This is a genomic window from Allokutzneria sp. A3M-2-11 16 (genome assembly GCF_024213555.1).
Taxonomy (GTDB): domain Bacteria; phylum Actinomycetota; class Actinomycetes; order Mycobacteriales; family Pseudonocardiaceae; genus Allokutzneria.
Genome location: NZ_JANAVO010000009.1, coordinates 208,951 through 229,832 on the forward strand (window position 1 = coordinate 208,951; position 20,882 = coordinate 229,832).

General features: G+C 70.0%; 21 protein-coding genes. 10 read left to right on the forward strand and 11 right to left on the reverse strand.

The genetic code is table 11. The annotated features are described in order from the left end of the window. Positions 1-68 precede the first annotated feature (68 nt). Entirely contained in the window at positions 69-2,324 is a 2,256-nt protein-coding gene (locus NLX83_RS31965; protein ID WP_254238948.1) for a phosphoketolase family protein, read from the forward strand. Continuing rightward, complete coding sequence (locus NLX83_RS31970) at positions 2,321-3,349, forward strand: acetate/propionate family kinase (RefSeq protein WP_254238949.1); 1,029 nt, start codon at positions 2,321-2,323, stop codon at positions 3,347-3,349. The genes NLX83_RS31965 and NLX83_RS31970 overlap by 4 nt, the downstream gene beginning before the upstream one ends. Before the next feature lie 348 nt (positions 3,350-3,697). On the opposite strand, the gene NLX83_RS31975 is transcribed toward NLX83_RS31970, so the two are convergent. Together NLX83_RS31975 and NLX83_RS31980 are read right to left on the reverse strand one after the other, a co-directional pair. Continuing rightward, positions 3,698-4,156, reverse strand: coding sequence for a DUF6328 family protein (locus NLX83_RS31975; RefSeq protein WP_254238950.1), 459 nt, complete (start codon positions 4,154-4,156; stop codon positions 3,698-3,700). Between the two features lie 9 nt (positions 4,157-4,165). Then, on the reverse strand, positions 4,166-4,987 hold the full coding sequence (locus tag NLX83_RS31980; RefSeq protein WP_254238951.1) for an SDR family oxidoreductase: 822 nt from the start codon (positions 4,985-4,987) through the stop codon (positions 4,166-4,168). A 56-nt stretch (positions 4,988-5,043) separates the two neighbouring features. On the opposite strand from NLX83_RS31980, the gene NLX83_RS31985 reads away from it, so the two are divergent. Beyond that, positions 5,044-5,388 carry a winged helix-turn-helix transcriptional regulator gene (locus NLX83_RS31985; protein WP_254238952.1) on the forward strand — a complete coding sequence of 115 codons (345 nt, stop codon included), beginning with the start codon at positions 5,044-5,046 and terminating at the stop codon, positions 5,386-5,388. Next, positions 5,385-6,071, forward strand: a complete 687-nt coding sequence (locus tag NLX83_RS31990) for an 8-oxoguanine DNA glycosylase OGG fold protein (protein ID WP_254238953.1) — start codon at positions 5,385-5,387, stop codon at positions 6,069-6,071. The genes NLX83_RS31985 and NLX83_RS31990 overlap by 4 nt, the downstream gene beginning before the upstream one ends. 1 nt (position 6,072) lies before the next feature. Here the strand turns inward: NLX83_RS31990 and NLX83_RS31995 are convergent, their stop codons facing one another. The 6 genes from NLX83_RS31995 to pdhA all read right to left on the reverse strand — a co-directional run bounded on the left by NLX83_RS31995 (position 6,073) and on the right by pdhA (position 12,705). Beyond that, positions 6,073-7,491: a sulfatase family protein gene (locus NLX83_RS31995; protein ID WP_254238954.1), complete on the reverse strand. Its 1,419-nt coding sequence runs from the start codon at positions 7,489-7,491 to the stop codon at positions 6,073-6,075. 167 nt (positions 7,492-7,658) lie between these two features. Further along, positions 7,659-8,525 carry a signal peptidase I gene (gene lepB, locus NLX83_RS32000; RefSeq protein WP_374118833.1) on the reverse strand — a complete coding sequence of 289 codons (867 nt, stop codon included), beginning with the start codon at positions 8,523-8,525 and terminating at the stop codon, positions 7,659-7,661. A gap of 64 nt (positions 8,526-8,589) precedes the next feature. Further along, positions 8,590-9,066, reverse strand: a complete 477-nt coding sequence (locus NLX83_RS32005; protein WP_254238955.1) for a hypothetical protein — start codon at positions 9,064-9,066, stop codon at positions 8,590-8,592. 339 nt (positions 9,067-9,405) lie between these two features. Continuing rightward, on the reverse strand, positions 9,406-10,605 hold the full coding sequence (locus NLX83_RS32010) for a dihydrolipoamide acetyltransferase family protein (RefSeq protein WP_254238956.1): 1,200 nt from the start codon (positions 10,603-10,605) through the stop codon (positions 9,406-9,408). Further along, on the reverse strand, positions 10,598-11,614 hold the full coding sequence (locus NLX83_RS32015) for an alpha-ketoacid dehydrogenase subunit beta (RefSeq protein ID WP_254238957.1): 1,017 nt from the start codon (positions 11,612-11,614) through the stop codon (positions 10,598-10,600). Before NLX83_RS32015 ends, NLX83_RS32010 begins: the two co-directional genes overlap by 8 nt. Further along, positions 11,611-12,705, reverse strand: coding sequence for a pyruvate dehydrogenase (acetyl-transferring) E1 component subunit alpha (gene pdhA / locus NLX83_RS32020; protein ID WP_254238958.1), 1,095 nt, complete (start codon positions 12,703-12,705; stop codon positions 11,611-11,613). The genes NLX83_RS32015 and pdhA overlap by 4 nt, the downstream gene beginning before the upstream one ends. Before the next feature lie 126 nt (positions 12,706-12,831). On the opposite strand from pdhA, the gene NLX83_RS32025 reads away from it, so the two are divergent. The 3 genes from NLX83_RS32025 to NLX83_RS32035 are packed head-to-tail and all read left to right on the forward strand — an operon-like array spanning position 12,832 to position 15,014. Beyond that, positions 12,832-13,320: an Lrp/AsnC family transcriptional regulator gene (locus NLX83_RS32025; RefSeq protein WP_254238959.1), complete on the forward strand. Its 489-nt coding sequence runs from the start codon at positions 12,832-12,834 to the stop codon at positions 13,318-13,320. After that, entirely contained in the window at positions 13,320-14,066 is a 747-nt protein-coding gene (locus tag NLX83_RS32030) for a helix-turn-helix domain-containing protein (RefSeq protein ID WP_254238960.1), read from the forward strand. Before NLX83_RS32025 ends, NLX83_RS32030 begins: the two co-directional genes overlap by 1 nt. Positions 14,067-14,114: 48 nt before the next feature. Beyond that, entirely contained in the window at positions 14,115-15,014 is a 900-nt protein-coding gene (locus NLX83_RS32035; RefSeq protein ID WP_254238961.1) for a hypothetical protein, read from the forward strand. 92 nt (positions 15,015-15,106) lie between these two features. Here NLX83_RS32035 and groL read toward each other — a convergent pair whose 3' ends face one another. Further along, the gene (groL, locus tag NLX83_RS32040) at positions 15,107-16,714 is read right to left on the reverse strand and encodes a chaperonin GroEL (protein WP_254238962.1); all 1,608 of its coding nucleotides are present in this window, start codon (positions 16,712-16,714) and stop codon (positions 15,107-15,109) included. Positions 16,715-16,889: 175 nt separating this feature from the next. Between groL and NLX83_RS32045 the strand changes: the two genes are divergently transcribed. Both NLX83_RS32045 and NLX83_RS32050 read left to right on the forward strand, forming a co-directional pair. Then, the gene (locus tag NLX83_RS32045; RefSeq protein ID WP_254238963.1) at positions 16,890-17,510 is read left to right on the forward strand and encodes a TetR/AcrR family transcriptional regulator; all 621 of its coding nucleotides are present in this window, start codon (positions 16,890-16,892) and stop codon (positions 17,508-17,510) included. Between the two features lie 22 nt (positions 17,511-17,532). Beyond that, the gene (locus tag NLX83_RS32050; protein WP_254238964.1) at positions 17,533-17,883 is read left to right on the forward strand and encodes a GPI anchored serine-threonine rich family protein; all 351 of its coding nucleotides are present in this window, start codon (positions 17,533-17,535) and stop codon (positions 17,881-17,883) included. Between the two features lie 350 nt (positions 17,884-18,233). Here the strand turns inward: NLX83_RS32050 and NLX83_RS32055 are convergent, their stop codons facing one another. Further along, complete coding sequence (locus NLX83_RS32055) at positions 18,234-19,463, reverse strand: SGNH/GDSL hydrolase family protein (RefSeq protein ID WP_254238965.1); 1,230 nt, start codon at positions 19,461-19,463, stop codon at positions 18,234-18,236. 77 nt (positions 19,464-19,540) lie between these two features. On the opposite strand from NLX83_RS32055, the gene NLX83_RS32060 reads away from it, so the two are divergent. Next, positions 19,541-20,203, forward strand: coding sequence for a nitroreductase family protein (locus NLX83_RS32060; RefSeq protein WP_254238966.1), 663 nt, complete (start codon positions 19,541-19,543; stop codon positions 20,201-20,203). Here the strand turns inward: NLX83_RS32060 and NLX83_RS32065 are convergent. After that, a complete protein-coding gene (locus tag NLX83_RS32065) occupies positions 20,190-20,819 on the reverse strand; it encodes a hypothetical protein (protein WP_254238967.1) in 630 nt (209 codons plus the stop codon). The genes NLX83_RS32060 and NLX83_RS32065 overlap by 14 nt on opposite strands. Between the last annotated feature and the right edge of the window lie 63 nt (positions 20,820-20,882).

Here is a 20,882-nt window from a genome sequence, read left to right on the forward strand (position 1 = left end):
TCGCGGATTCGTGTTCCCTGATGCGATACCCGCGCATCGGCGGAGAAAACACTGGGTAACCGGGAGCAGTGCGGACATCTGCTACGGAGACCTCGCGGCGCTATCGCCGGGCCTGTGACTACCTCGCGGCGGCCATGATCTACCTGCGCGACAACGTCCTGCTGCGCGAGCCGCTGCGCCCCGAACACCTCAAACCGAGGCTGCTGGGCCACTGGGGCACCTGTCCCGGGATCACGTTTGTCTACAGTGGACTCAACGGGCTCGTGCGGCGCACCGGGCAGCGGACGCTGCTGGTCACCGGTCCCGGCCACGGGGCGCCCGCCGTGCACGCGAACCTGTGGCTGGAGGGCACGCACTCCGCCGTCGACCCCCGCATGACGCTCCCCGACCTGGTCAAGGGGTTCTCCTGGCCCGGCGGATTCCCCAGCCACCTCTCCCCCGAGGTGCCGGGCGTGATCCACGAAGGCGGCGAGCTGGGGTACGCGCTGGCGACCGCGTTCGGCGCGGCCCTCGACGACCCGGAGCTGCTGGTGGCGTGCATCGTCGGCGACGGCGAGGCGGAGACCGGGCCGACCGCGGCCTCGTGGCACGCCAACAAGTTCCTCGACCCGCGGACCTGCGGCGCGGTCCTGCCGGTGCTGCACATCAACGGCGCGAAGATCTCCTCGCCGACCATCTACGCCACCATGTCCGACGACGAGCTGACGCAGTACTTCCGCGGCGCGGGCTGGACTCCGCACATCGTCGACGTCGAGCGGACCGACGATCCCGATCAGGTGCTCGCCGACACACTGGACTTGGCGCACAAGGAGATCAAGCAGCGTCGGCCGATGATCCTGTTGCGCAGTCCCAAGGGTTGGGGCCTGCCGGAGGACGCGGGCGGCGGGACCTTCCACGCCCACCAGGTGCCGCTGAGCGCCGACCAGCTCCCCGAGATCGAGGCGTGGCTGCGGTCCTACCGCCCGGAGGAGCTGTTCCACGACGACGGCAGGCCCATGGAGGACCTCCTGGAATGCCTGCCTGTGGAAGAGTTGCGGCTCGGCCGGGTGCCGCAGGCCAACGGTGGGGAGCTCCGCCGGGATCTGCCGCTGCCGGAGCTGGCGGAGTTCGCCGTCGACGTGCCCGAACCGGGCGGTGCCACCGCGAGCGCCACCGAGACCACGGGCGGCTGGCTCGCGGAGCTGATGCGCGTCACCGAGCGGCGGCGGGACTTCCGGATCATGTGCCCGGACGAGCTGGAGTCCAACAAGCTGGGCGCCGTCCTCGACGCCACCGGGCGCGCGTTCACCTGGCCGCTCACCGAGTACTCCGAGCACATGGCCCCGGACGGGCGGGTGCTCGAAGTGCTCTCCGAGCACCTGTGCCAGGGCTGGTTGCAGGGCTACCTGCTCACCGGTCGGCACGGGCTGTGCCCCTGCTACGAGGCATTCGCGTCCATTGTGGACGGAATGGTGAACCAGTACGCCAAGTTCCTGAAGATGTCGGGCGAGGTGCCGTGGCGGGCACCCGTCGCCAGCCTGAACTACCTGCTCACCAGCGAGGGCTGGCGGCAGGAGCACAACGGCTACAGCCACCAGGGCCCCGGCTTCCTCAACAACCTGCTGACCAAGAAGTCCTCGGTGAGCCGGGTCTACCTGCCGCCGGACGCGAACACGCTGCTGGTGACGATGCGGCACTGCCTGGCGACGACGAACCGGATCAACCTGGTGGTGGCGGGCAAGAACCCGGCGCCGCAGTGGCTGGACCTGGCCGAGGCGGAGCGGCACTGCCGGGCGGGCGCGGGCGTCTGGGAGTGGGCGAGCCACGCGGAGCCGGACGTGGTGCTCGCCTGCGCCGGTGGCATCCCGACCGTGGAAACCGTTGCGGCGGCGTGGTTGTTGCGCAGGCACGCGCCGGAGCTGCGCGTGCGCGTCGTCAACGTGGTCGACCTGCTCACACTGTCCACTCCGGACAAGCATCCGCACGGGATGAGCGCCGAGGAGTTCACCGCGTGCTTCGGCGAGGGCATCCCAGTGATCTTCGCGTTCCACGGTTACCCCTCGGCCGTGCACGAGGTGCTGCACGGCAGGCCCGATCCGAGCCGTTTCCACGTGCACGGCTACTTGGAGGAGGGCACTACGACCACGCCCTTCGACCTGTTGGTGAGCAACAAGATGAGCCGGTACGACCTCGCCGCCGACGCGGTGGGCCGCACGCCCGGATGGTCCTCGCGGGGCGGTGGGATCGTGCCGGAGCTGCTCGAGAAACGGGACGAGCTCAAGGACTACGCCTACCGCGAGGGCACGGACTCCCCGGAGATCACCGAGTGGGAGTGGTCGGCATGAGCACCGTGCTGACGATCAACCCAGGCTCGTCCAGCTTGCAGGCACACGTGATCGACGACGATCACGTGATCGACTCCATGCACGTCGAGCAACGCCCGGAGACCGATGACGCGGTGCGTGAACTCGAGGAGCTGTTGTCCCGCAACACGAACATCGAGGCTGTCGGCCATCGAATCGTGCACGGCGGCCCCGATGTCATCGCGCCGACAATCGTCTCCGACTCGGTGGTCGACGCAGTGCGGGAGTTCGCCTCACTCGCCCCGCTGCACGTTCCCGCGAGCCTGACCCTGCTAGACAAGCTGCGAGAAAAGCTTGCTGTGCCACATGTGTTGTGCCCGGACACGGCATTCCACAGTGGACTCCCCAAGGTGGCGGCGACCTACCCGCTGCCGAAGGAATGGCGCGAGCGCTTCGGGTTGCGGCGCTACGGTTTCCACGGCCTCTCCTACGGCTGGGCGATCAGCAGGGCCGCGGAGGAACTGGGGCGGCCTGCGCGGGAGCTGAGCGTGCTGCTGGCCCATCTCGGCGGTGGGAGTTCAGTGTGCGCCTTCCGCGACGGCCGCAGTGTCGACACGTCCATGGGCTTCACTCCGCTTGAGGGTCTGCCCATGGCCAAGCGCAGCGGCAGCGTCGACCCGGGGATGCTGTTGTGGTTGCTGCGGGAGAACAAGCTCGGCCTCGACGAACTGTCCGAGGGGCTGCACACCCGCTCCGGACTGCTCGGGCTGGGCGGCTCCCCGGACACCCGCGACCTGGTGAAGGCGGCGGCGGAGGGAGACATGGACGCCGACCTGGCGCTGCGGGTGTTCGCGCACCGGGCGAGCCGCGAGCTGGCCGCCGCGGCGACGAGCCTGGACCGGATCGACGCGCTGGTCTTCACCGGGGAAATCGGTTGGGACCAGCCGGAAGTGCGCGAGGCGATCGTGGACCGGCTCGGCGTGCTCGGCAAGATCCGCGTGCTCGTGGTGGAGCCGAGGGAGGAGGTGCAGATCTACCGCGACACCGTCTCGGCGATCGCGGGCTGAGGGATCAGCGCGCCGCCCGCCAGCGCGCCGAACGCTGTGATCACAGCTGCGCACGGCGAGCCTGCTGATTTCGGCGCATCCGGCCTGAACGTCAAAAAACCTGATCCGGGTCAGACAACCTCCTCCTCCCCGCAGGCGTGATTCCTGTCGAATCCCCGAAGAGGAGAACCACGCATGTGGGTGTTGCTTGACCTGATCCTGCCGTCGCTGGTGGTGCTCGGCATCGGCGCGGGCATCGCCTGGGCGATCTCCCGCGACGACGACCCTGACAACGATGCCGACGCTGACTAGCGGAAACGGCTGAGCCTCACTCTTGGAATCATTGCAACAGTGCTGCCGGACTGGCGACTACGAGTCCTTGCGGCGCAACAGCGGCAGCACGAACCACAGCGTTGCGAACCCCACCAACGCGAGCACCCCGATGGCGATCGCCAGCCAGCCGCCCACGATGGCCTCGCCGAGCAGCAGCACCGTGCCGATCATCGCCAGCGCCAGGAACACCATGCCGGTGATGGCGAAGACGTTGGCGGTCTCGATGATCTCCTTGCGCATGCCCTGCCGGAACAGCAGCCGGTGCCACGACGCCGGGGCGGTCAGCAGCGCGACGGCCGCCGCGGCGAGCACGACCGTGATGAGGTGCAGCACCCGGATGTAGCCGTTGACGTCCTCGTAGCGATCGCTGAACGCGATGGACAGCAGGAACCCGAACAGGATCTGCACGCCGCCCTGGGCGACGCGCAGTTCCTGGAGCAGCTCGCTGAGGTTGCGGGCGAGCTGCCGCTGCTCGGACTCCTCCGGCCGACTCACCGGTCCGGACTACCCGACCGGGGTACCGCTCAATCCCGCCAGCCACTCGCGCACGGACCGCGGCCGCACCCCGAGCAGCTTCTCGGCCCCGGTCTCGGCGGTGAACGCCAACGCGTCCGGCCGGGCCGCAACCGCTTGGTAGAGCCCCTGAACACCGGCCGCGGCACCCGCTCCGAGGATCGGGGCGAGCAGTTCGCCGAACTCCGTCGGCGGCATCGCGCGGTAACCGGCCCCGTGCTGTTCGGCGAGTTCTGCCCCGGTCAGGCCGGGAACCGCGCCGACGTCCACAAAGGACGGTGGGGTGGCGTGGGTGAGCGCGGCCACCGCCGCCTCGGCGACATCGAGGTGGCTGACCCACGCCACCGGCCGGTCGGCCGCCACCGGGTAGGCCAGAACCCCTTCCGCGGCAAGGGTTTCCTGTACGGGCGGCAGCAGCAGGTTCTCCAGGAACAACCGCGGCGCGAGCACGGTCACCAGGACTCCGGCCTCGCGCAGCCGTTCGGCGAGGTCGCCGAGCGCCGTCAGCCGCTGCGCCCCGAACGGCGAGGAGGCGTCGCCAGGAACGCCGCCGCTGGTGGAGATCACCACGCGGGCCGGGCGGGCCACCGCGGCCAGGTTCTCCGCCCAGCGCGCCGGGGCTGCCGGGTCGGGCGTGATCGGGAAGTGGATGAACGCGCCGGTCGCGCCTTCATAAGCGGCGGTGAGCGCGTCGCGGTCGTCGAGGTCGCCCTCGGCACGGGACAGGCCGCGCACCGGGAGACCAGCGGCTTCGAGGGCTTTGACGACAGGAGCGCCTTGGGCGCCGGTCGCGCCATGAACGATGTAGGTCATGTCCCCTATGCTTCCGACAGGGAATCAGTTACCTCAAATGAACTATTGGGGCTGCCGTGAGTGATCTGGATCACGATCTGCCGGAGTGCGGGGTCGCGCGGTTCCTGGCCGTCCTGGAAGGAACCTGGGCGACGCTGATCGTCCGCGACCTCCTCCCGGGCCCGAAGCGCTTCACCGAACTGCGCGCCGGACTGCCCGGCATCAGTCCGAAAACGCTGTCCGCGCGGCTGCGGCGGCTGGAGGAAACGGGTCTGGTGACGCGGACCGCCTACGCCGAGGTGCCACCGCGGGTGGAGTACGAACTGACCGAGGCCGGGACGCGGCTGCGGAAAGTGCTCGACACGATGGCGGAGTGGGCCGAACGCGATCTGCCGGTGCGCCTCGGTACCGTGCGGCGGTGAGCGTCCTGGACTTCGACAAGGTCTTCCGAGGGACCCCGCCCGCCCGCGACAGCGTCTACCTCCTCCGCCAGCGGGTCGGCTTCAGCAAGCTGCACTGGCTGCCGCACCTGCCGGACGCCGCGTTCTGGCCGCCGGAGCTCGACGCCGGGACCGTGGACCGGCGCACCATCTTCCAGATCGCCGGCCGCGCGGACGACGATCTCGGCGCCGTGCACACGCTGGTGGCGGCCTACGTCTGGACGTCCGGGCCGAAGCAGCGCGGCGCGGTGAAGCTCGGCATGGTCTTCGACCACAATCCCGGCCTGGTCGGCCCGAACCTCTCCGCCGCGGTGCGCAGGACGCGCGAGGACGGCCCGGTCGCCGGGTTCGGCATGCTCACCAGGAAGGGCAGCCACGCGCTCGGCAGGCTGCCCGCCCCGGGCTTCACCAAGGTCCTGTACTTCGCGGCGTTCGACGGCAAGACCGGTCCGCTGATCCTCGACGAGCACGTGGTGATCGCGATGAACGCGTTGCGCGGCTCGGACTGGGGCATCGACGGCCCGTGGTCGCCGGAGCAGTACGGCGACTACCTGGACTATGCCGCCGAATGGGCGCAGCGCTGGCGGAAGGGCACCTCGACCGACCTCGTCGAGCGCACCCTGTCCGCCGCGGGCCAGGCACTCGGCGCGCACTACGCGAGGTAGCTCACCTCCTCGGGTAAGGCAGCAGCGTGGCGTCGACCTTCTCCCACGCCGCCTTGAGCTCGGCCACCAAGGCCGGTTCGTGCGCCGACCGGTCGGCGCCCTCGTGCTGGTCCTGCTCCAGGTCGAACAGGACGTCCTTGCCGTTGTGGAGCGGGATTCGCGCTCGCTCCGCGCGGTAGTACTTCCACTTGCCCCGGCGCAGGGCGCGCTGGCCGTTCTGGCGCCAGAACAGGTCCCGGGCCGGAGCCGCCTCGCCGCGCAGCAGGTGACCGGCCAGGCTGACGCCGTCGAGCGGGTGGGCGGCGTGCGGGCGTGCGCCCGCGACCTCGAGCAGCGTGGCGGTCCAGTCGGGGGTGAACACCGGGACGTCGCTGACCTGGCCGCCGTCGACGCGCGCGGGCCAGCGCAGGATGGTCGGAACGCGGATCCCGCCCTCCAGCAACGACGACTTCGCGCCGCTGAAGGGCCAGGTGCAGGAGAAGCGCTCGCCGCCGTTGTCGCTGGAGAACACCACGAGGGTGTCGCGGTGCTGGCCGGTCTGTTCGAGGGCGCGCAGGACCGTGCCGATGGAGCTGTCCAGGTCCTGCACCATCTGCCGGTACTTGTTCAGCGATCCGCCGTCGAAGTGCGATATCGCGAGGGCCGCCTGCTCCGGCGGGAGCGAGCTGATGAGCTTCGCCAGCCGCGCCGCCTCCTGGGTGTCCCCCTCGGCGATCCACGGCCAGTGCGGAGTCGTGAAATTGAGGTTCAACAGCCACGGTTTGTCATGGCCGCGCCGGACGAACTCGCTCGCCCGCTCGGTGATGATCCTGGTGTAGTAACGCAGATCCTGATATGGCGTCTCGCCCTCGTAAAGATCGTACTTCCCGTTGCCCGCGAGTTTCGAGTAGTACTCCAGAGCACCACCGAAGTTCCCGAAGAACTCCCCCCACCCTGATTTCGTCGGGCTGTGGTCCGGCAGTGAGCCGCAGTGCCATTTGCCGATCATCGCCGTGGTGTAGCCGCCGTCGCGCAGCAGCGAGGCGAGCGTGGGATGGGCGGGTTCCAGACCGGGCCCGTCACCCCTGATCGGCTCTTCGAGACCAGCCGGGATGCGGCCCGGGTACCGGCCGGTGTAGAGGCTCAGCCGCGTCGGCGAGCAGGTCGAGGACCCCGCGTAACCGCTGGTGAAGCGCAGGCCCTGGGCGGCGAGCCCGTCCAGGTTGGGCGTCTTGATGTGGGGTGAGGCGTAGCAGGACAGGTCGGCCCAGCCGAGGTCGTCGGCCAGGATGAACAGCACGTTCGGCCGCGCGGACCGCCGTTGCGGCGCGGCGCGGAACGGCCGTTCCTGGCTCGCGTGCGCCGCGGTCGGCGACAGGCTCGCCGCCGCCGCGACGGCACCGGCCCCGAAGGCGCGGCGGGAGAATTCGCGATGTGCCACGGAGATCGTTCACCTCTCACAGGTAATTCACAGATTTCGTGGAATGCGATTCGGAAACCGCAGCCGCAAACTACCGGTGAATCCTGTGAAGTTCCCCAGAAAAGCCTGGAGCACGCCCCTGAACCGGATGATGTCCTTACCGGACTACCCGGTCCCATGTCACAGGTTCAGGGGGCGCGCCAGTTTCCAGGAAAGCCGAGCATGCGCGAGCGCAGGGATCGACTCGTGCGGCGCGACACCCACAGCGCGGGCCAGGCGCCCGCGAGGCCGAGCCCGAGCGGGAGCGCGGCCTGCCACGCGGGCGCTCCGAGGGCCACCGCCTGCGGGTTCGGGTGGTCGATGCCCTGCCAGCGGCTGGGCGGGAGCACGATGGCGCGGACCTTGCCGATCACGTTCTCGATCGGCACCGGTCCCTGGCCCGCCGCGCGGGAGTCCCGGGAGTTGTTGCGGTTGTCGCCCATCATCCAGAGGTGGCCGGGCGGGACGACGACCGGGCCGAAGGCGATCTGCTGGTCGCCGAAGCCGTCCTGGTAGTGGACGTAGGGCTCGGTCAGCGGCTTGCCGTCCACCTTCACCTTGTTGTCCGCCGTGCAGCACTCGACCTTCTGGCCGGGCAGCGCGATCACCCGCTTGACGAAGTCCCGCTCGTTGGCCGCGGGCAGGCCGAACAGCGAGCCCAGGTCCCGCAGCCAGCCCCAGCCGGAGTCCGGCTCGGTGAGGTGGTTGCCCGCCCAGGAGTCCGGGCCGCGGAAGACGACGACCTCGCCCGCCTCGATATCGGTGAAGCGGTGCACCACCTTGTCCACCAGCACCCGGTCGTTGGTGCAGCCGGGGCAGCCGTGCAGCGTGGTCTCCATCGACTGGGACGGGATCACGTAGACCCGCGCGATGAAGGTCTGGATCAGGAACGCCAGCACGAGGGCGGTGACGATCAGGATCGGCAGCTCACGCCAGAAGGAGGATTTCTTCCTCGGCTGCTCGGTCGTCTCGGGCTTCTCGTCCTCCGCCGGCGGCGAGGGCTGCACATCGGTCACCGCGCCAGGGTACGCAGATCGGAGCTGACAGGTTGCCAGCAACCATTTCGTCCACTGTGGACAGTTAGACCAGCCGGGGTTTCAGCGCGGTCCACCGGCGCAGCTGCGCGGCGATCCGGGGATCGCGCAGCCGGGCGGCGTGCTGCTCGGCCGCGTCCACCAAGATCCTCGCCTGCCTGCTGTTGCGGATCGCGGTCACGTCGAGGTCGTCGAGCACGCCCCTGGTCAGCGCGCGCTCAGGCGGGATCGGGATCTCCGCGAGGCAGGCGCGGACCAGCTCCTCCGCCGAGGGCAGCACCTCCGCCACCTCCTCGGCCATGCCCCCGCGGTGCAGCTCGGCGACGAACCCCGCCGTGCGCACCGCGGCCTCCGCCGCCGAGTACACCTCCATGGCGCGGCCCTTGCGGATCAGGTTCAGCTTGAGCCGCACCCAGTCCACCCGCCCGCCCGCGCGCTCCCTGATCCGCGAATCGACCTGTTCCAGCAACTGGGCCCACCGTCGCACTCGCTCCGGCGGGCTCAGGCAGGCAAGGTCGTCCATGCCTGACAAGCTTAGGGCCTGCGCCGCGGGCCTCCTCCGACAAGATCAGGATTTCAGGCGGATCCCCGCCGGATGGACCTAGGCCACGTCCCACACGCCGTCACCAACGACCGCACGCCCCCCGTCCCCTCCCCCACAACATCACCAGCGCAGCCCAAATCCCCGTTTCGTACTCTTGTCGGGATTTTGGAGCGCTCTTTTTCCCGTTATGAGTACGAAACGGGGTTCTCTAGACGGCACCCGCCGTGGATGGGGTGGACGGGCGGGTGGAGTGCATGGGCAGAGTTTACTTGGTGTGCGGAGTGCGGGCGGAGCTTGTGGGACACGGGCTGGGCGGGTTCACAGGTCGGCCAGCGCCCTGATCGGGGATTCCACGCAGTCCGCGACGAAGCGCAGGAATCCGCCCGCCGTCGCGCCGTCGCAGACCCGGTGGTCGAAGGCGAGCGTCAGTTCGGTGATCTTGCGAATCGCAAGTTGACCGTCCACCGCCCACGGCCGGTCGATGATCCGCCCCAGCCCGAGGATCGCGGCCTCGGGGTGGTTGATGATCGCCGCCGAACCGTCCACTCCGAACACTCCGTAGTTGTTCACCGTGAAGGTGCCACCGGTCAGCTCCGCGGGCCCGAGCCGACCGTCCCGCGCGGCGGCGGTGCGATCGGCCAGCGCCGAGGACAGCTCCTTCGTGGTGAGCTTGTTCGCGTCCCGCACAACCGGGACGACGAGTCCACGATCGGTCTGCGCGGCGAAGCCGAGGTGCACGTCGTCCAGCACCACGATCTCGTCGCCCTCGACGCGCGAGTTCAGCTCCGGGAAGCGGCGCAGCCCGAGCACGGCGAAGCGCGCGAACAACGCCAGGAGGCCGACCCCGTCGAGCGCGGCGCGCGCGGCCATCAGCTCGGTGGCGTCGACGTCGACCCACACCGTCGCCTCGGGGATCTCCCGGCGCGAGGCGCTGAGCTTGTCGGCGACGGTCTTTCGCAGTCCCTTCAAGGGAATCCGGCGTTCACCGGAGGCAACCGGCTTCGCCATCGCCTGCTCGACGTCGCAGCGCCGCACGACCCCACCGGGCCCACTGCCCCGCACCACCGCGAGGTCGACGCCGTTGTCCTTGGCCATGCGGCGAACCAACGGGGAGATCACCCCTGGTTTCGCGCTTGCCCTCGGGGTTTCCTGCGACTGCCGGACGCGTGCCCGGCGACGGCGCCGCGGAGCCGCGGAGGTGCCGTAGCCGATCAGCACGTTGCCGCTGCCTTCGTCGACCGGTCCGGCCGGAGCGGGAACCACGACGCCGGGCTCGGCGAAGGACTGCGAGCCGACGCTGATCAACACCGAACCCACGGACAGGGTCTCGCCGGGCGCGCCGTGCCGCGCGGTGACCACACCGGAGAACGGTGAGGGCACCTCCACGACCGCCTTGGCCGTCTCGACCTCCACCACCGGCTGGTCCACCGCGATGGTGTCGCCGATCTCGACCAGCCAGCTGACGATCTCCGCCTCGGTCAGCCCCTCGCCGAGGTCGGGCAGCAGGAAGTCAGCCACCGAAACCCACCACCTCGTCGTCCCACTGCAACCGGGCGATGGCGTCGAGGATCCGGTCCACGCCGGGCAGGTGGTGCTCCTCCAGCTTCGGCGGCGGGTACGGGATGTCGAAGCCGGTGACGCGCAGGATCGGCGCGTGCAGGTGGTGGAAGCACCGCTCGGTCACCCGCGCGACGACCTCGGCCCCGTAGCCGGAGAAACCGGCCGCCTCGTGCACGACCACGGCCCGGCCGGTGCGGCGCACGGACTCGGTGACCGTCTCGTCGTCGAACGGGGAAAGGCTGCGCAGGTCGACCACCTCGACGTCCCAGCCTTCCTCGGCCGCGGCCGCCGCGGTCTCCAGCGCGGTGGCGACCATCGGCCCGTAGGCGATCAGCGTGACGTCCTTGCCCGGCCGCCGCACGAGCGCGCGGTCCATGGCCGGGCCGGAGCGGTCGAGCGCGACGGGGCCCTTGGACCAGTACCGCCGCTTGGGCTCCAGGAAGATCACCGGGTCCGGCGAGTCGATCGCGTCGCGCAGCAGCTGGTAGGCGTCGCCGAGGGTGCCCGGCGTGACGACGCGCAGGCCGGGCGTGTGCGTGTAGTACGCCTCGGAGGAGTCGCAGTGGTGTTCGACGCCGCCGATCCCGCCGCCGTAGGGCACGCGGATCACCACGGGCAGCTCGACCCGGCCGCGGGTGCGGTTGTGGATCTTGGCGAGGTGGCTGGTGATCTGCTCGAACGCGGGGTAGGCGAACGCGTCGAACTGCATCTCCACCACCGGCCGCATGCCGTTCATGGCCATGCCGATCGCGGTGCCGACGATGCCGGACTCGGCGAGCGGGGTGTCGAAGACGCGGTGCTCGCCGAAGCGCGCGGTCAGCCCGTCGGTCACCCGGAAGACGCCGCCGAGCGGGCCCACGTCCTCGCCGAACACGAGCACGCGTTCGTCGGCCTCGAGCGCGTCCGCGAGCGCGCGGTTCAGCGCCGCGGACATGGACAGCTCCTGGTTGCGCACCGCGGTGGTCATGACGACAGCTCCTCGGCCAGCAGGGCGGCCTGGTCGCGCAGCGCCTTCGTCGGCTGGGCGTAGACGTGGGCGAACAGGTCGGCCGGGTCCAGCTCCGGCTCCGCGTTCATGCCGTCGCGCACCGACGCGGCGAAGTCCTCGGCCTCGGCCTGGATCTCCGCGCGGCGGGCGTCGTCGAGCAGGCCGCGCCCGGTCAGGTAGCGCTCGATCCGGTCGAGCGGATCGCGGTCCAGCCAGGCGGCCACCTCGTCGGAGTCGCGGTAGCGGCCCGCGTCGTCGGCGTTGGTGTGCGCCTCGATCCGGTAGGTCCTGGCCTCGATCAGCGCCGGACCGCCACCGGCCGCAGCGGCGGTGATCGCCTCGCGCACGGTCGCGTAGACCGCCGCGGGGTCGTTGCCGTCGATCAGGCAGGACGGCACGCCGTAGCCGACTCCCTTGTGCGCCAAGGAAGGCGCGGCGCTCTGCTTGCTCATCGGAACGCTGATCGCATAGCCGTTGTTCTGCACCAGGAACACCACCGGCGCCTTCCACACGGCCGCGAAGTTCAGCGCCTCGTGCGTGTCGCCCTCGCTCGTCGCGCCGTCGCCGAGCAGCACGAGCGCGACGGTGTCCTCGCCCTTGAGCCGCGCCGCGTGCGCGAGGCCGACCGCGTGCAGGGTGTTGGTGGCCAACGGAGTGCACTGCGGGCCGACCTTGTGCGCGTACGGGTCGTAGCCGAGGTGCCAGCTGCCCTGGAGCAGCGTGAGCGTCTGCACCGGGTCCACTCCCCTGGTCACCAGGGCGACCGAGTCGCGATAGGTGGGGAACAGCCAGTCCTGCTCGCGTAACGCGAGCACCGACCCGACCTCGCACGCCTCCTGCCCTCGCGAGGAGGGGTAGACCGCGAGCCGCCCCTGCCGGGTCAGCGCGGTGGCCTGGGTGTCGAAGCGGCGGCCGATCACGATGCGCCGGTGCAGCTCCAGGAGCACGTCGTCGGCGGGCATCTCCAGCGCCGGGTCGTCAACGGGTATGCCGTTCTTGTCCAGCAGGGCCAGCGGGAGCTCGGTGGGCAGCAATGAGCGCTCCCGCGCGGAAAGGTCGGTGACAGACATGGGACCTCCCGTGTGACCTGGCTGACTCCGTCGTCTCCCTCCATGGTGAAATTTGCAGGGCCGATCTTCCAGATGGGAGCCACTTCTCTGTGCAGATGGCTCACGCAAACGGTTAGAGTCGGCCATATGTCCAGTGAAGTGTCCGCAAAGCGCACACCGGTCTCCCCGCTCGACGACACCGACCGGCGGATCGTGGCCGAGCTGCGCTCCGATGCCCGGATGTCCATGCGCACGCTGGCGGAGAAGCTGCACATCTCCCGCGGCAGCGCCTACGCCCGGGTGGAGCGGTTGCAGCGGGACGGGGTGATCACCGGCTACAGCGCCACGGTGGACCCGGAGCGCTACGGCTTCGGCGTGGCGGCCTACGTGCACCTGAAGGTCAGCCAGCACTCGTGGAAAGCCGTCCGCCAGCGGATCTTGGAGATCCCGGAGGTGTGGCACGGCGCCCTGGTCTCCGGCGAGCACGACCTGGTGCTGCTGGTCCGCGCGCGCGACGCGTCCAGCCTGCGCGACCTCGTGCTCAACCGCTTCCAGACCATGCCGGACGTCGTGTCCAGCCACACCGTGCTCATCCTGGACGAACTCCCCCAGCAACCCCTGCCGGTACCGACCTGATGGCCCTGCGGTGTTTCGGGTACGAGGGGTTCGCGGCCGAGCCGACGTGGCGGCACCGGGTCCCGCGCGGCACCGTCAAGATCGTTTTCCGGTTCGGCGACCCGCTGCGGTCCGTGGCGGGCCCCCTGCGCTCGCCGGTGCCCACCACCGCGCACGCGCTCGTCGTCGGCATCAAGGATCGGCCGGGATCGACTCAGCACCACGGTTGCCTGCACAGCATGCAGCTCCACCTGACCCCGCTCGCCGCCTACGAGCTGCTCGGCGTTCCGATGCGCGAGCTGAGCCACCGCGTCACCGACCTCGCGGACGTGCTCGGGCCGCACGTGAACCTCCTCGTCGAGCAGTTGGCGGCACTGGATTCGTGGGCAGCGCGGCGCCGGGTGCTGAGCGGGTTCCTGACCAGGCGCGCGGTGCCCGATCCGGCCGTGGCGTGGGCGTGGCGGCGGCTGCGGGAGAGCACCGGGCGGATCAGGGTGGCTTCGCTGGCTTCCGAGATCGGCATCAGCCGCCACCACCTGAGCAGGCGGTTCCACGATCAGGTCGGTCTCGCTCCGAAGAGCCTCGCCCGCGTTCTCCGGTTCCGCTCCGCGCTTCGCCTCGCGGGTTCCGGCGTGTCGTGGGGACGGGTCGCCGCCGACTCCGGCTACTACGACCAGGCGCACCTGAACGCCGAGTTCCGGGCCATCGCGGGCTGCGCGCCTGGTGAGTTCTTCCGCCGGGCGACCGGGCTCGTCGTCCCGTTCTGAGCACATTTCTCCAAGCCCGGCTCGGGTCGGGCTCCCTAGCGTCGCGGCATGGTGATCAATGAGGTGCGGCGGCGACCGGTCACGCTGACGGCCGCCGCCGCGTGCACGACGGCAGCCGCCGCGCTCCTGCTGACGGGAATGCTGATCGAGCAGGCCGCCGGTGCTCCGCTGCGGCACGTCGGGTGGCCCGCGTTCTGGGCACTGCTGCTCGGGTTCTTCGCCGCCATGACGTTCCAGGGCAGGCTGTGGGGACGGGTGACGCTCGCGGCGCTCGTCGGGCTCGTGCTGCTCCAGCTGCCCGTGCTCGTCCACCGCTCCCCCGGTCTGATCGAGCCGTTCGAGCGGCCCGCCGTCGTTGTGGACGTGATGCTGACCGCGGTCGCGCTGCACGTCATCGGCGCGGTGCTGGCGCTGCTGCCCGCTCCGGTCACGCGCGGGCAGATTTCCTTGCGGTTGCGCGGAATCCTCCTTCCCCTGCACACCGTCACCACCGTCGCCTGGATCGGGATGATCACCGTTCAGGGCGTGCTGGGCGTGACCGCCGCGACCACCGCCTCGCGGCCGATCGCCGAGTCGATGTTCACCGCGATGCTCGTGATCGACGGCGTTTTCCTCGGCCCCATGGCGTTCCTGGCGTTCTTCTCCGGTTTGGCGCTCGCGCTCGGCACCCGCTGGGGGCTGTTCCGGAGGTGGTGGCTCGCCGTCAAGTTCGGCGTGGTGCTCGTGCTGATGATGCTGCCCGTCATCGCTTGGCAGGACGTCCCCGAGCACGGCAGTCAACTCCTCGCCGACGGCGCCTCCCTCGGCTCGGTCCAGGCCGCGCTCGGCGCCGTCCCCCACCTCTCGCTGATCTCCCCCGCCCTCGCGGTCGCCGTCGCCGTGCTCTCCGTCCGCAAACCCTGGGGTCTCACCCCCCACGGCCGCTCCCACCCCCCGCTTTCCCCCTGAACGGGTCGTTAGGGGCGTTGGGTTCCCTGAACGGGTCGTTCAGGGCGCTCAACGCCCCAAACACGGCATTGGCGGGCGGGCGACGATGGGGGTCAGAAGTCGGGGGCGGCGGGGTCTGCGGGCGCGTGGAGCGAGGGCTTGTCGGCGACGACGGCCTCGGTGGTGAGGAAGAGGGCTGCGATGGAGGCGGCGTTGCGCAGCGCGGAACGGGTGACCTTGGCGGGGTCGATGATCCCGGCCTCGACGAGGTCCACGTAGCGCGAGGCCGCCGCGTCCAGGCCGTGCCCCGGCGGCAGGCCGCGCACCTTCTCCGCGACCACGCCCGGCTCCAATCCGGTGTTCAGGGCGATCTGCTTCAGCGGAGCGTCCAGGGCGATCTTCACGATCTGCGCGCCGATGGCCTCGTCGCCGTCCAGGGAGAGCCCGGCGAGCGCCGCCCCGGCCTGCACGAGCGCGACCCCGCCGCCCGCGACGATGCCCTCCTCGACGGCGGCCTTGGCGTTGCGCACCGCGTCCTCGATGCGGTGCTTGCGCTCCTTGAGCTCGACCTCGGTGGCCGCGCCCGCCTTGATCACGGCCACGCCACCGGCCAGCTTGGCCAGGCGCTCCTGCAGCTTCTCGCGGTCGTAGTCGGAGTCCGACTTCTCGATCTCCGCGCGAATCTGGTTGACCCGGCCCTGAATGGCCTCGGCGTCGCCGGAGCCCTCCACGATCGTGGTCTCGTCCTTGGTGATGACGACCTTGCGGGCGGAGCCGAGCAACGTGGTGTCCGCGTTCTCCAGGCGCAGCCCCACTTTCTCCGAGATGACCTGACCACCGGTCAGGATCGCCATGTCCTGCAACATCGCCTCACGGCGGTCACCGAAGCCCGGCGCCTTGACCGCGACGGACTTGAAGGTGCCCTTCAGCTTGTTGAGGATGAGCGTGGCCAGCGGCTCGTTCTCCACGTCCTCGGCGACGACCAACAGCGGCCGACCGGTCTGCATCACCTTCTCCAGCACCGGAAGCACGTCCTTGACGGCCGCGATCCTGCCGGAGACGAAGAGCAGGTACGGATCGTCGAGCACCGCCTCCAGCCGCTCGGTGTCGGTGACGAAATGCGGGGCCAGGTAGCCCTTGTCGAAGCGCATGCCCTCGGTGAGCTCCAGCTCAAGACCCAGGGTGTTGCTCTCCTCGACGGTGATGACACCTTCCTTGCCGACCTTGTCCATCGCCTCAGCGATCAACTCACCGATCGTGGAGTCAGCAGCGGAAATCGAAGCCGTGGCAGCGATCTGCTCCTTGGTCTCGACCTCCTTGGCGTTCTTCAGCAACTGCTCGGCAACCGCCTCAGTCGCCTTCTCAATACCCCGCTTCAACGCGATCGGGTTCGCACCCGCCGCGACATTACGCAGACCCTCACGCACCAGCGCCTGCGCCAGCACCGTCGCGGTCGTGGTGCCATCACCCGCGACATCGTCGGTCTTCTTGGCAACTTCCTTGACGAGCTCAGCCCCGATCTTCTCCCACGGGTCCTCAAGCTCGATTTCCTTGGCGATGGAGACGCCATCGTTCGTGATCGTGGGAGCGCCCCACTTCTTCTCAAGAACGACGTTGCGACCCTTGGGCCCGAGCGTCACCTTGACGGCGTCGGCGAGGGTGTTCATGCCCCGCTCGAGACCGCGACGGGCTTCCTCGTCAAACGCGATCATCTTGGCCATTGCGGATTCCCTTGCTGCTCAGGGGTGATCGGCGCCGCCGCCCGCGACGGCGTTGCACCACCGGCGCCGACCACCCTGCCTGGCACTCGCACGTCCCGAGTGCCAACCGCAGCGTACACAAAAGTGCGTGCACGCAAAAATGCGCGCACGCAACTCAGCCGCTAGACTGGCCCGCATGAGCCCGAACGAGCCCGGTGGGCTGCGCGAACGCAAGAAGCTCGCGACCCGCGAGGCCCTCAGCGCCGCCGCCCTGCGCCTGGCCCTGGAGCACGGCCCGGAGAACGTGCGCGTGGACGACATCGCCGAGGCCGCGGGCGTCTCACCGCGGACCTACAACAACTACTTCTCCAGTCGCGAACAGGCGATCGTCGCCGCGCTCGCCGCCGAACGAGCCCTCCGCGTCGGCGCCGCGCTCCGCGCTCGGCCCGCCGACGAACCCCTCGCCGACGCCGTGGTGGCCGCCGTGCTCGACCTGTGCACGTCCACCGACGAGCCCAGCGGTGACGCGCTCACGCTGATCACGTCGAATCCCGCGCTGCGCAAGGCTTTCGTGCAGACCCTCACCGAGATCGAGCAGCCCTTGGCGGCCGCTATCGAAGCCAGGACCGGCACGCGCGGCCTCGCCCCCACCGTGCTCGCCGCGGCAGTTTCGGCGGCGGCCCGCGTGGCACTGGAGAACTGGGTCAGCCCCGCCCCCGGGAACCCGCTTCTCGTTGTCCCCCAAGGCTCCCTGGCCGAGCTCATGCGCGAGGCGCTCGGCCACGTGGCCCCCGCGCTTGACGCGGCCGACCACTGAACCACTCCGAAGGAGATGCCCGGTGCGCACAGCACTCCTGTCAGCGGTCCTGCTCATGTTCGTCATGACCCCGGTCGCCAACGCCTACGAGGTGACACGGCCCGGCATCGACTGGAAAGGCCCGTTCACCCCCAAGGACGTGGCCTGGAAACGCGCCGCCACCGATCCGCCGACGTTCGACATCGTGCTCAAGCGCTCGTCACCGCCGTACGCGCACATCGTGGCGGTGAACGTCGACGGCACCTTGCTCAAGACTCGCATTCATCCCCGCAAGGGCGGCTTCCCGGTCGGCGCCAACTTCCGTCTGCAATTCGTCGAGAGCCGTGGGAGCAAGGTCCTCGCCGAGTCGCGTGAGTTCAGCATCAGGCACTAGCAGACGCCACCCGCACTCGCCCTCCCCCGAAACATCACCAGCGCAGCCCAAAGAACCCGTTTCGTACTCATAACGGGCTTTGGGAGCGCTCTTTTTCCCGTTATGAGTACGAAACGGGGCTCTCTAGGTTGCGGCCGCCCTGCGTTGGGTCTGGGGGCGGTTGGGATGCATGAGCACAGTTTACTTGGTGTGCGAGTGCTTGAAGGATCTGCGGGACAGGGCCTGGACGGCTGCTTCTGTGGCTCACCGAGGAACGGCGGGGTTGGGGGTCGTTTGCGACCGCTGAGGGCGGGGTTGGGGGTACTTGAAGACCGGCCAACCCACGTGCCCCGTCCGCCGGAGGAGCCGGGTCAGAGGGTGCTGAGGTCGACGGCGGCGGCCATCGCGCGGTAGCCGGCGTCGCTGGGGTGCAGGCGATCGCCGCTGTCGTAGGCCGGGCGGAGTGCGTCCGGGTCCGCCGGATCGGCCATCACGCGGTCGAGGTCGAGCACCGCGTCGTACACGCCGGAGGTGCGGATCCAGGTGTTCACCTCGTCCCGCACCGCCTCGCCGCGCTCGGTGAAGTAGCCAGCGCCCTTGAACGGCGTGATCGTCGCGCCGATCACCCGGATTCCCTTGGCGTGCGCGCGTTTCACCAGATCGTGGTGCCCGGCGATCAGCTCCGCGGCGGTCACCTTCGGGTTCGGCGTCACGCACGCCTCCCCGGGGATCTCGCTCATCCCGATGTCGTTGATCCCCTCCATCACGATCACCGTGCGCACCCTGGGCTGGTCGAGCACATCGCGCTGGAACCGCTTGCCCGCCCTCTCCCCCAGGCACGCGGAGTCGTTGAGCACGCGGTTGCCACCGATGCCGGTGTTGAGCACCGCCCGCGCGTTGCCGAGCCGTTCGGCCAGCTCGTCGGGATAGGTGTTGAAGCCGTCGACCGTCGACATGGCGCCCTCGGTGATCGAGTCGCCGAAAGCCACCACCGCGTCCCGCCTCAGCGGCGGCCCGGTCACCTCGACACCGGCGAGGTAGAACCAGGACGTGGCCTTCTCGGTGAACGCCGCGGCGCCGACGTCCCCGACGTGGTCACCGCTCGCGCGGTAGCTCGTGGTCGTGGCGAACAGGTGCGTCGTCGCCGGGCCGGTCGGCTCGGCCAGGTACAGGGTCACGGTCAGCCGCTCCAGCGGCGCGACGGACAGCGGCACCGGGTCGCTCAGCAGCTGCCCGCCCGGCGGGATCTCCACCATCTTGGACAGCCGGAACGTCAACGGGCGCACCGAACCCGGCCGCACCGCCGCCCCCTCGGCCGTGCGCGCGATCGTGGCGCCCGCGACGCGCAACGGCTTCGCACCGAAGTGGTTGGACAGTCGAACACGGGCGAGGGCGCCGCCGACGCTGGTCCGCACGACCTGCCGCACCGTGTGGTCGGCGAAGCCCTTCTCCGACCAGTTCGGCGCGAAACCCGTGGTGGGCCGCTGCATCGCGGCGGACCACGTGCCCAGCCACACGCCCTGGCTCGCGGCCGCCGGGACCGTCAGCAGACCGCTGCCCAGCACCAGTGCGAGAACGAGGCTCAACACCCTGCGTCCCACGGATATTCCCCTCCCGAAACGCTGTCCGACGCGACTGCCACAACGGTAGACAGGGGGTCTGACAATATCGTTTCGAGATGGGCGAGAACATGACCTACCAGCGGCTTTCCGCCGACGAGGTGCTGACGACGACCCGGTCGGTGCGGCGCAGGCTCGACCTCGAACGGCCCGTGGACCTCGCGCTGGTCCGGGAGAGCCTGGAGATCGCGTTGCAGGCGCCGAGCGGGTCCAACGCGCAGCGCTGGCACTTCGTGGTGATCACCGACGCCGAGAAGCGGGCCGCCATCGGCAAGATCTACCAGCGGGCCTGCCACCAGTACCTCGACGGCCCCGGCGCCGCGGGCAAGCTGCACGCGGAGGACGCGGAGCGCTCGAAGGTCCAGCAGCGCGTGCACGACAGCGTCGCGTACCTCGCCGACGTGATGGGCCAGGTGCCCGTGCAGGTGATCGCGTGCGCACGCACGGGTTCCGCGTCGCTCTCCCCCGGCAACCAGTCCGCGCTGTGGGGCTCAGTGCTGCCCGCGGCGTGGAGCTACATGCTCGCGGCGCGCGAGCGCGGTCTGGGCACGGCGTGGACCACGCTGCACCTGACCTACGAGCGCGAGGTCGCCGACGTCCTGGGCATCCCGGAGGACGTGCACCAGGGCGTGCTGCTCCCGACCGCGCACTACACGGGCACCACGTTCAAGCCCGCCCCGCGTCAGCCGCTCGACGAGGTGCTGCACGTCAACCAGTGGTAGCGGCGAGGACGCGCTGGGGTTCGGCGTCGTCCCGCCGGCTCCAGCGCAGTCCCGCGCTGTCGACGAACTCGAAGGTGAAGCTGTACCCGAGGTCGGGGACGCGCTGCGGTTCCCCGTTGCCGCCCAGCAGTTCTATGTTGCGCTGGAAGTGCTCGCCCGCCTTGAGGATGTCCTGACTGGGCCGCTGCACCGTCGAGGGGCCGAAGCGCCATCCCAGAGCGGGCTCCACGTGCGTCAGCGTCACGTCGAACAGCGGTGCCGCGCTGTGGTTCTCGACGCGCACTGTCACGAACTGGCCCCGGTTGGCCATGACGACCACGAGCAGCCGCGCCTGCGCCTTGTCCCGGTCCGCGCGCTCGGCCTCGCGCACGCGGGCGTCGCGCCCGGCGATCCACAGCGCGGCGACGACGGCCGCGGTGGTCGCGCACGCGCCCACCCAGGTGCCGACCGCTCCCCACCACACGGCGGACTGGCTGGTCAGCCACGACAACGCCCTCGGTGTCGTCGGCCAGGTGATGATCAGCAGTTCGCACACCGCGACCACCGCGAGGGCGGTGTCGCGGACGGTCGATAAGCGCGGGTCGGGCTTCGAGAGCCACTCTTCGAGATCGCCCATGCGCGACATCTTCCCGTTCCGCGCGCAACGGCTCTGCGGCGGGATCACCACAATCCGGCTACC

What these genes read in the sequence shown, in the direction of transcription:
- NLX83_RS31970 (WP_254238949.1), top strand. Translation starts at nt 2,321, where the DNA reads ATGAGCACCGTGCTGACGATCAACCCAGGCTCGTCCAGCTTGCAGGCA.
- NLX83_RS31980 (WP_254238951.1), bottom strand. Translation starts at nt 4,987, where the DNA reads ATGACCTACATCGTTCATGGCGCGACCGGCGCCCAAGGCGCTCCTGTC.
- NLX83_RS32005 (WP_254238955.1), bottom strand. Translation starts at nt 9,066, where the DNA reads ATGGACGACCTTGCCTGCCTGAGCCCGCCGGAGCGAGTGCGACGGTGG.
- NLX83_RS32015 (WP_254238957.1), bottom strand. Translation starts at nt 11,614, where the DNA reads ATGACCACCGCGGTGCGCAACCAGGAGCTGTCCATGTCCGCGGCGCTG.
- pdhA (WP_254238958.1), bottom strand. Translation starts at nt 12,705, where the DNA reads ATGTCTGTCACCGACCTTTCCGCGCGGGAGCGCTCATTGCTGCCCACC.
- NLX83_RS32025 (WP_254238959.1), top strand. Translation starts at nt 12,832, where the DNA reads ATGTCCAGTGAAGTGTCCGCAAAGCGCACACCGGTCTCCCCGCTCGAC.
- NLX83_RS32030 (WP_254238960.1), top strand. Translation starts at nt 13,320, where the DNA reads ATGGCCCTGCGGTGTTTCGGGTACGAGGGGTTCGCGGCCGAGCCGACG.
- NLX83_RS32035 (WP_254238961.1), top strand. Translation starts at nt 14,115, where the DNA reads ATGGTGATCAATGAGGTGCGGCGGCGACCGGTCACGCTGACGGCCGCC.
- groL (WP_254238962.1), bottom strand. Translation starts at nt 16,714, where the DNA reads ATGGCCAAGATGATCGCGTTTGACGAGGAAGCCCGTCGCGGTCTCGAG.
- NLX83_RS32045 (WP_254238963.1), top strand. Translation starts at nt 16,890, where the DNA reads ATGAGCCCGAACGAGCCCGGTGGGCTGCGCGAACGCAAGAAGCTCGCG.
- NLX83_RS32060 (WP_254238966.1), top strand. Translation starts at nt 19,541, where the DNA reads ATGGGCGAGAACATGACCTACCAGCGGCTTTCCGCCGACGAGGTGCTG.
- NLX83_RS32065 (WP_254238967.1), bottom strand. Translation starts at nt 20,819, where the DNA reads ATGGGCGATCTCGAAGAGTGGCTCTCGAAGCCCGACCCGCGCTTATCG.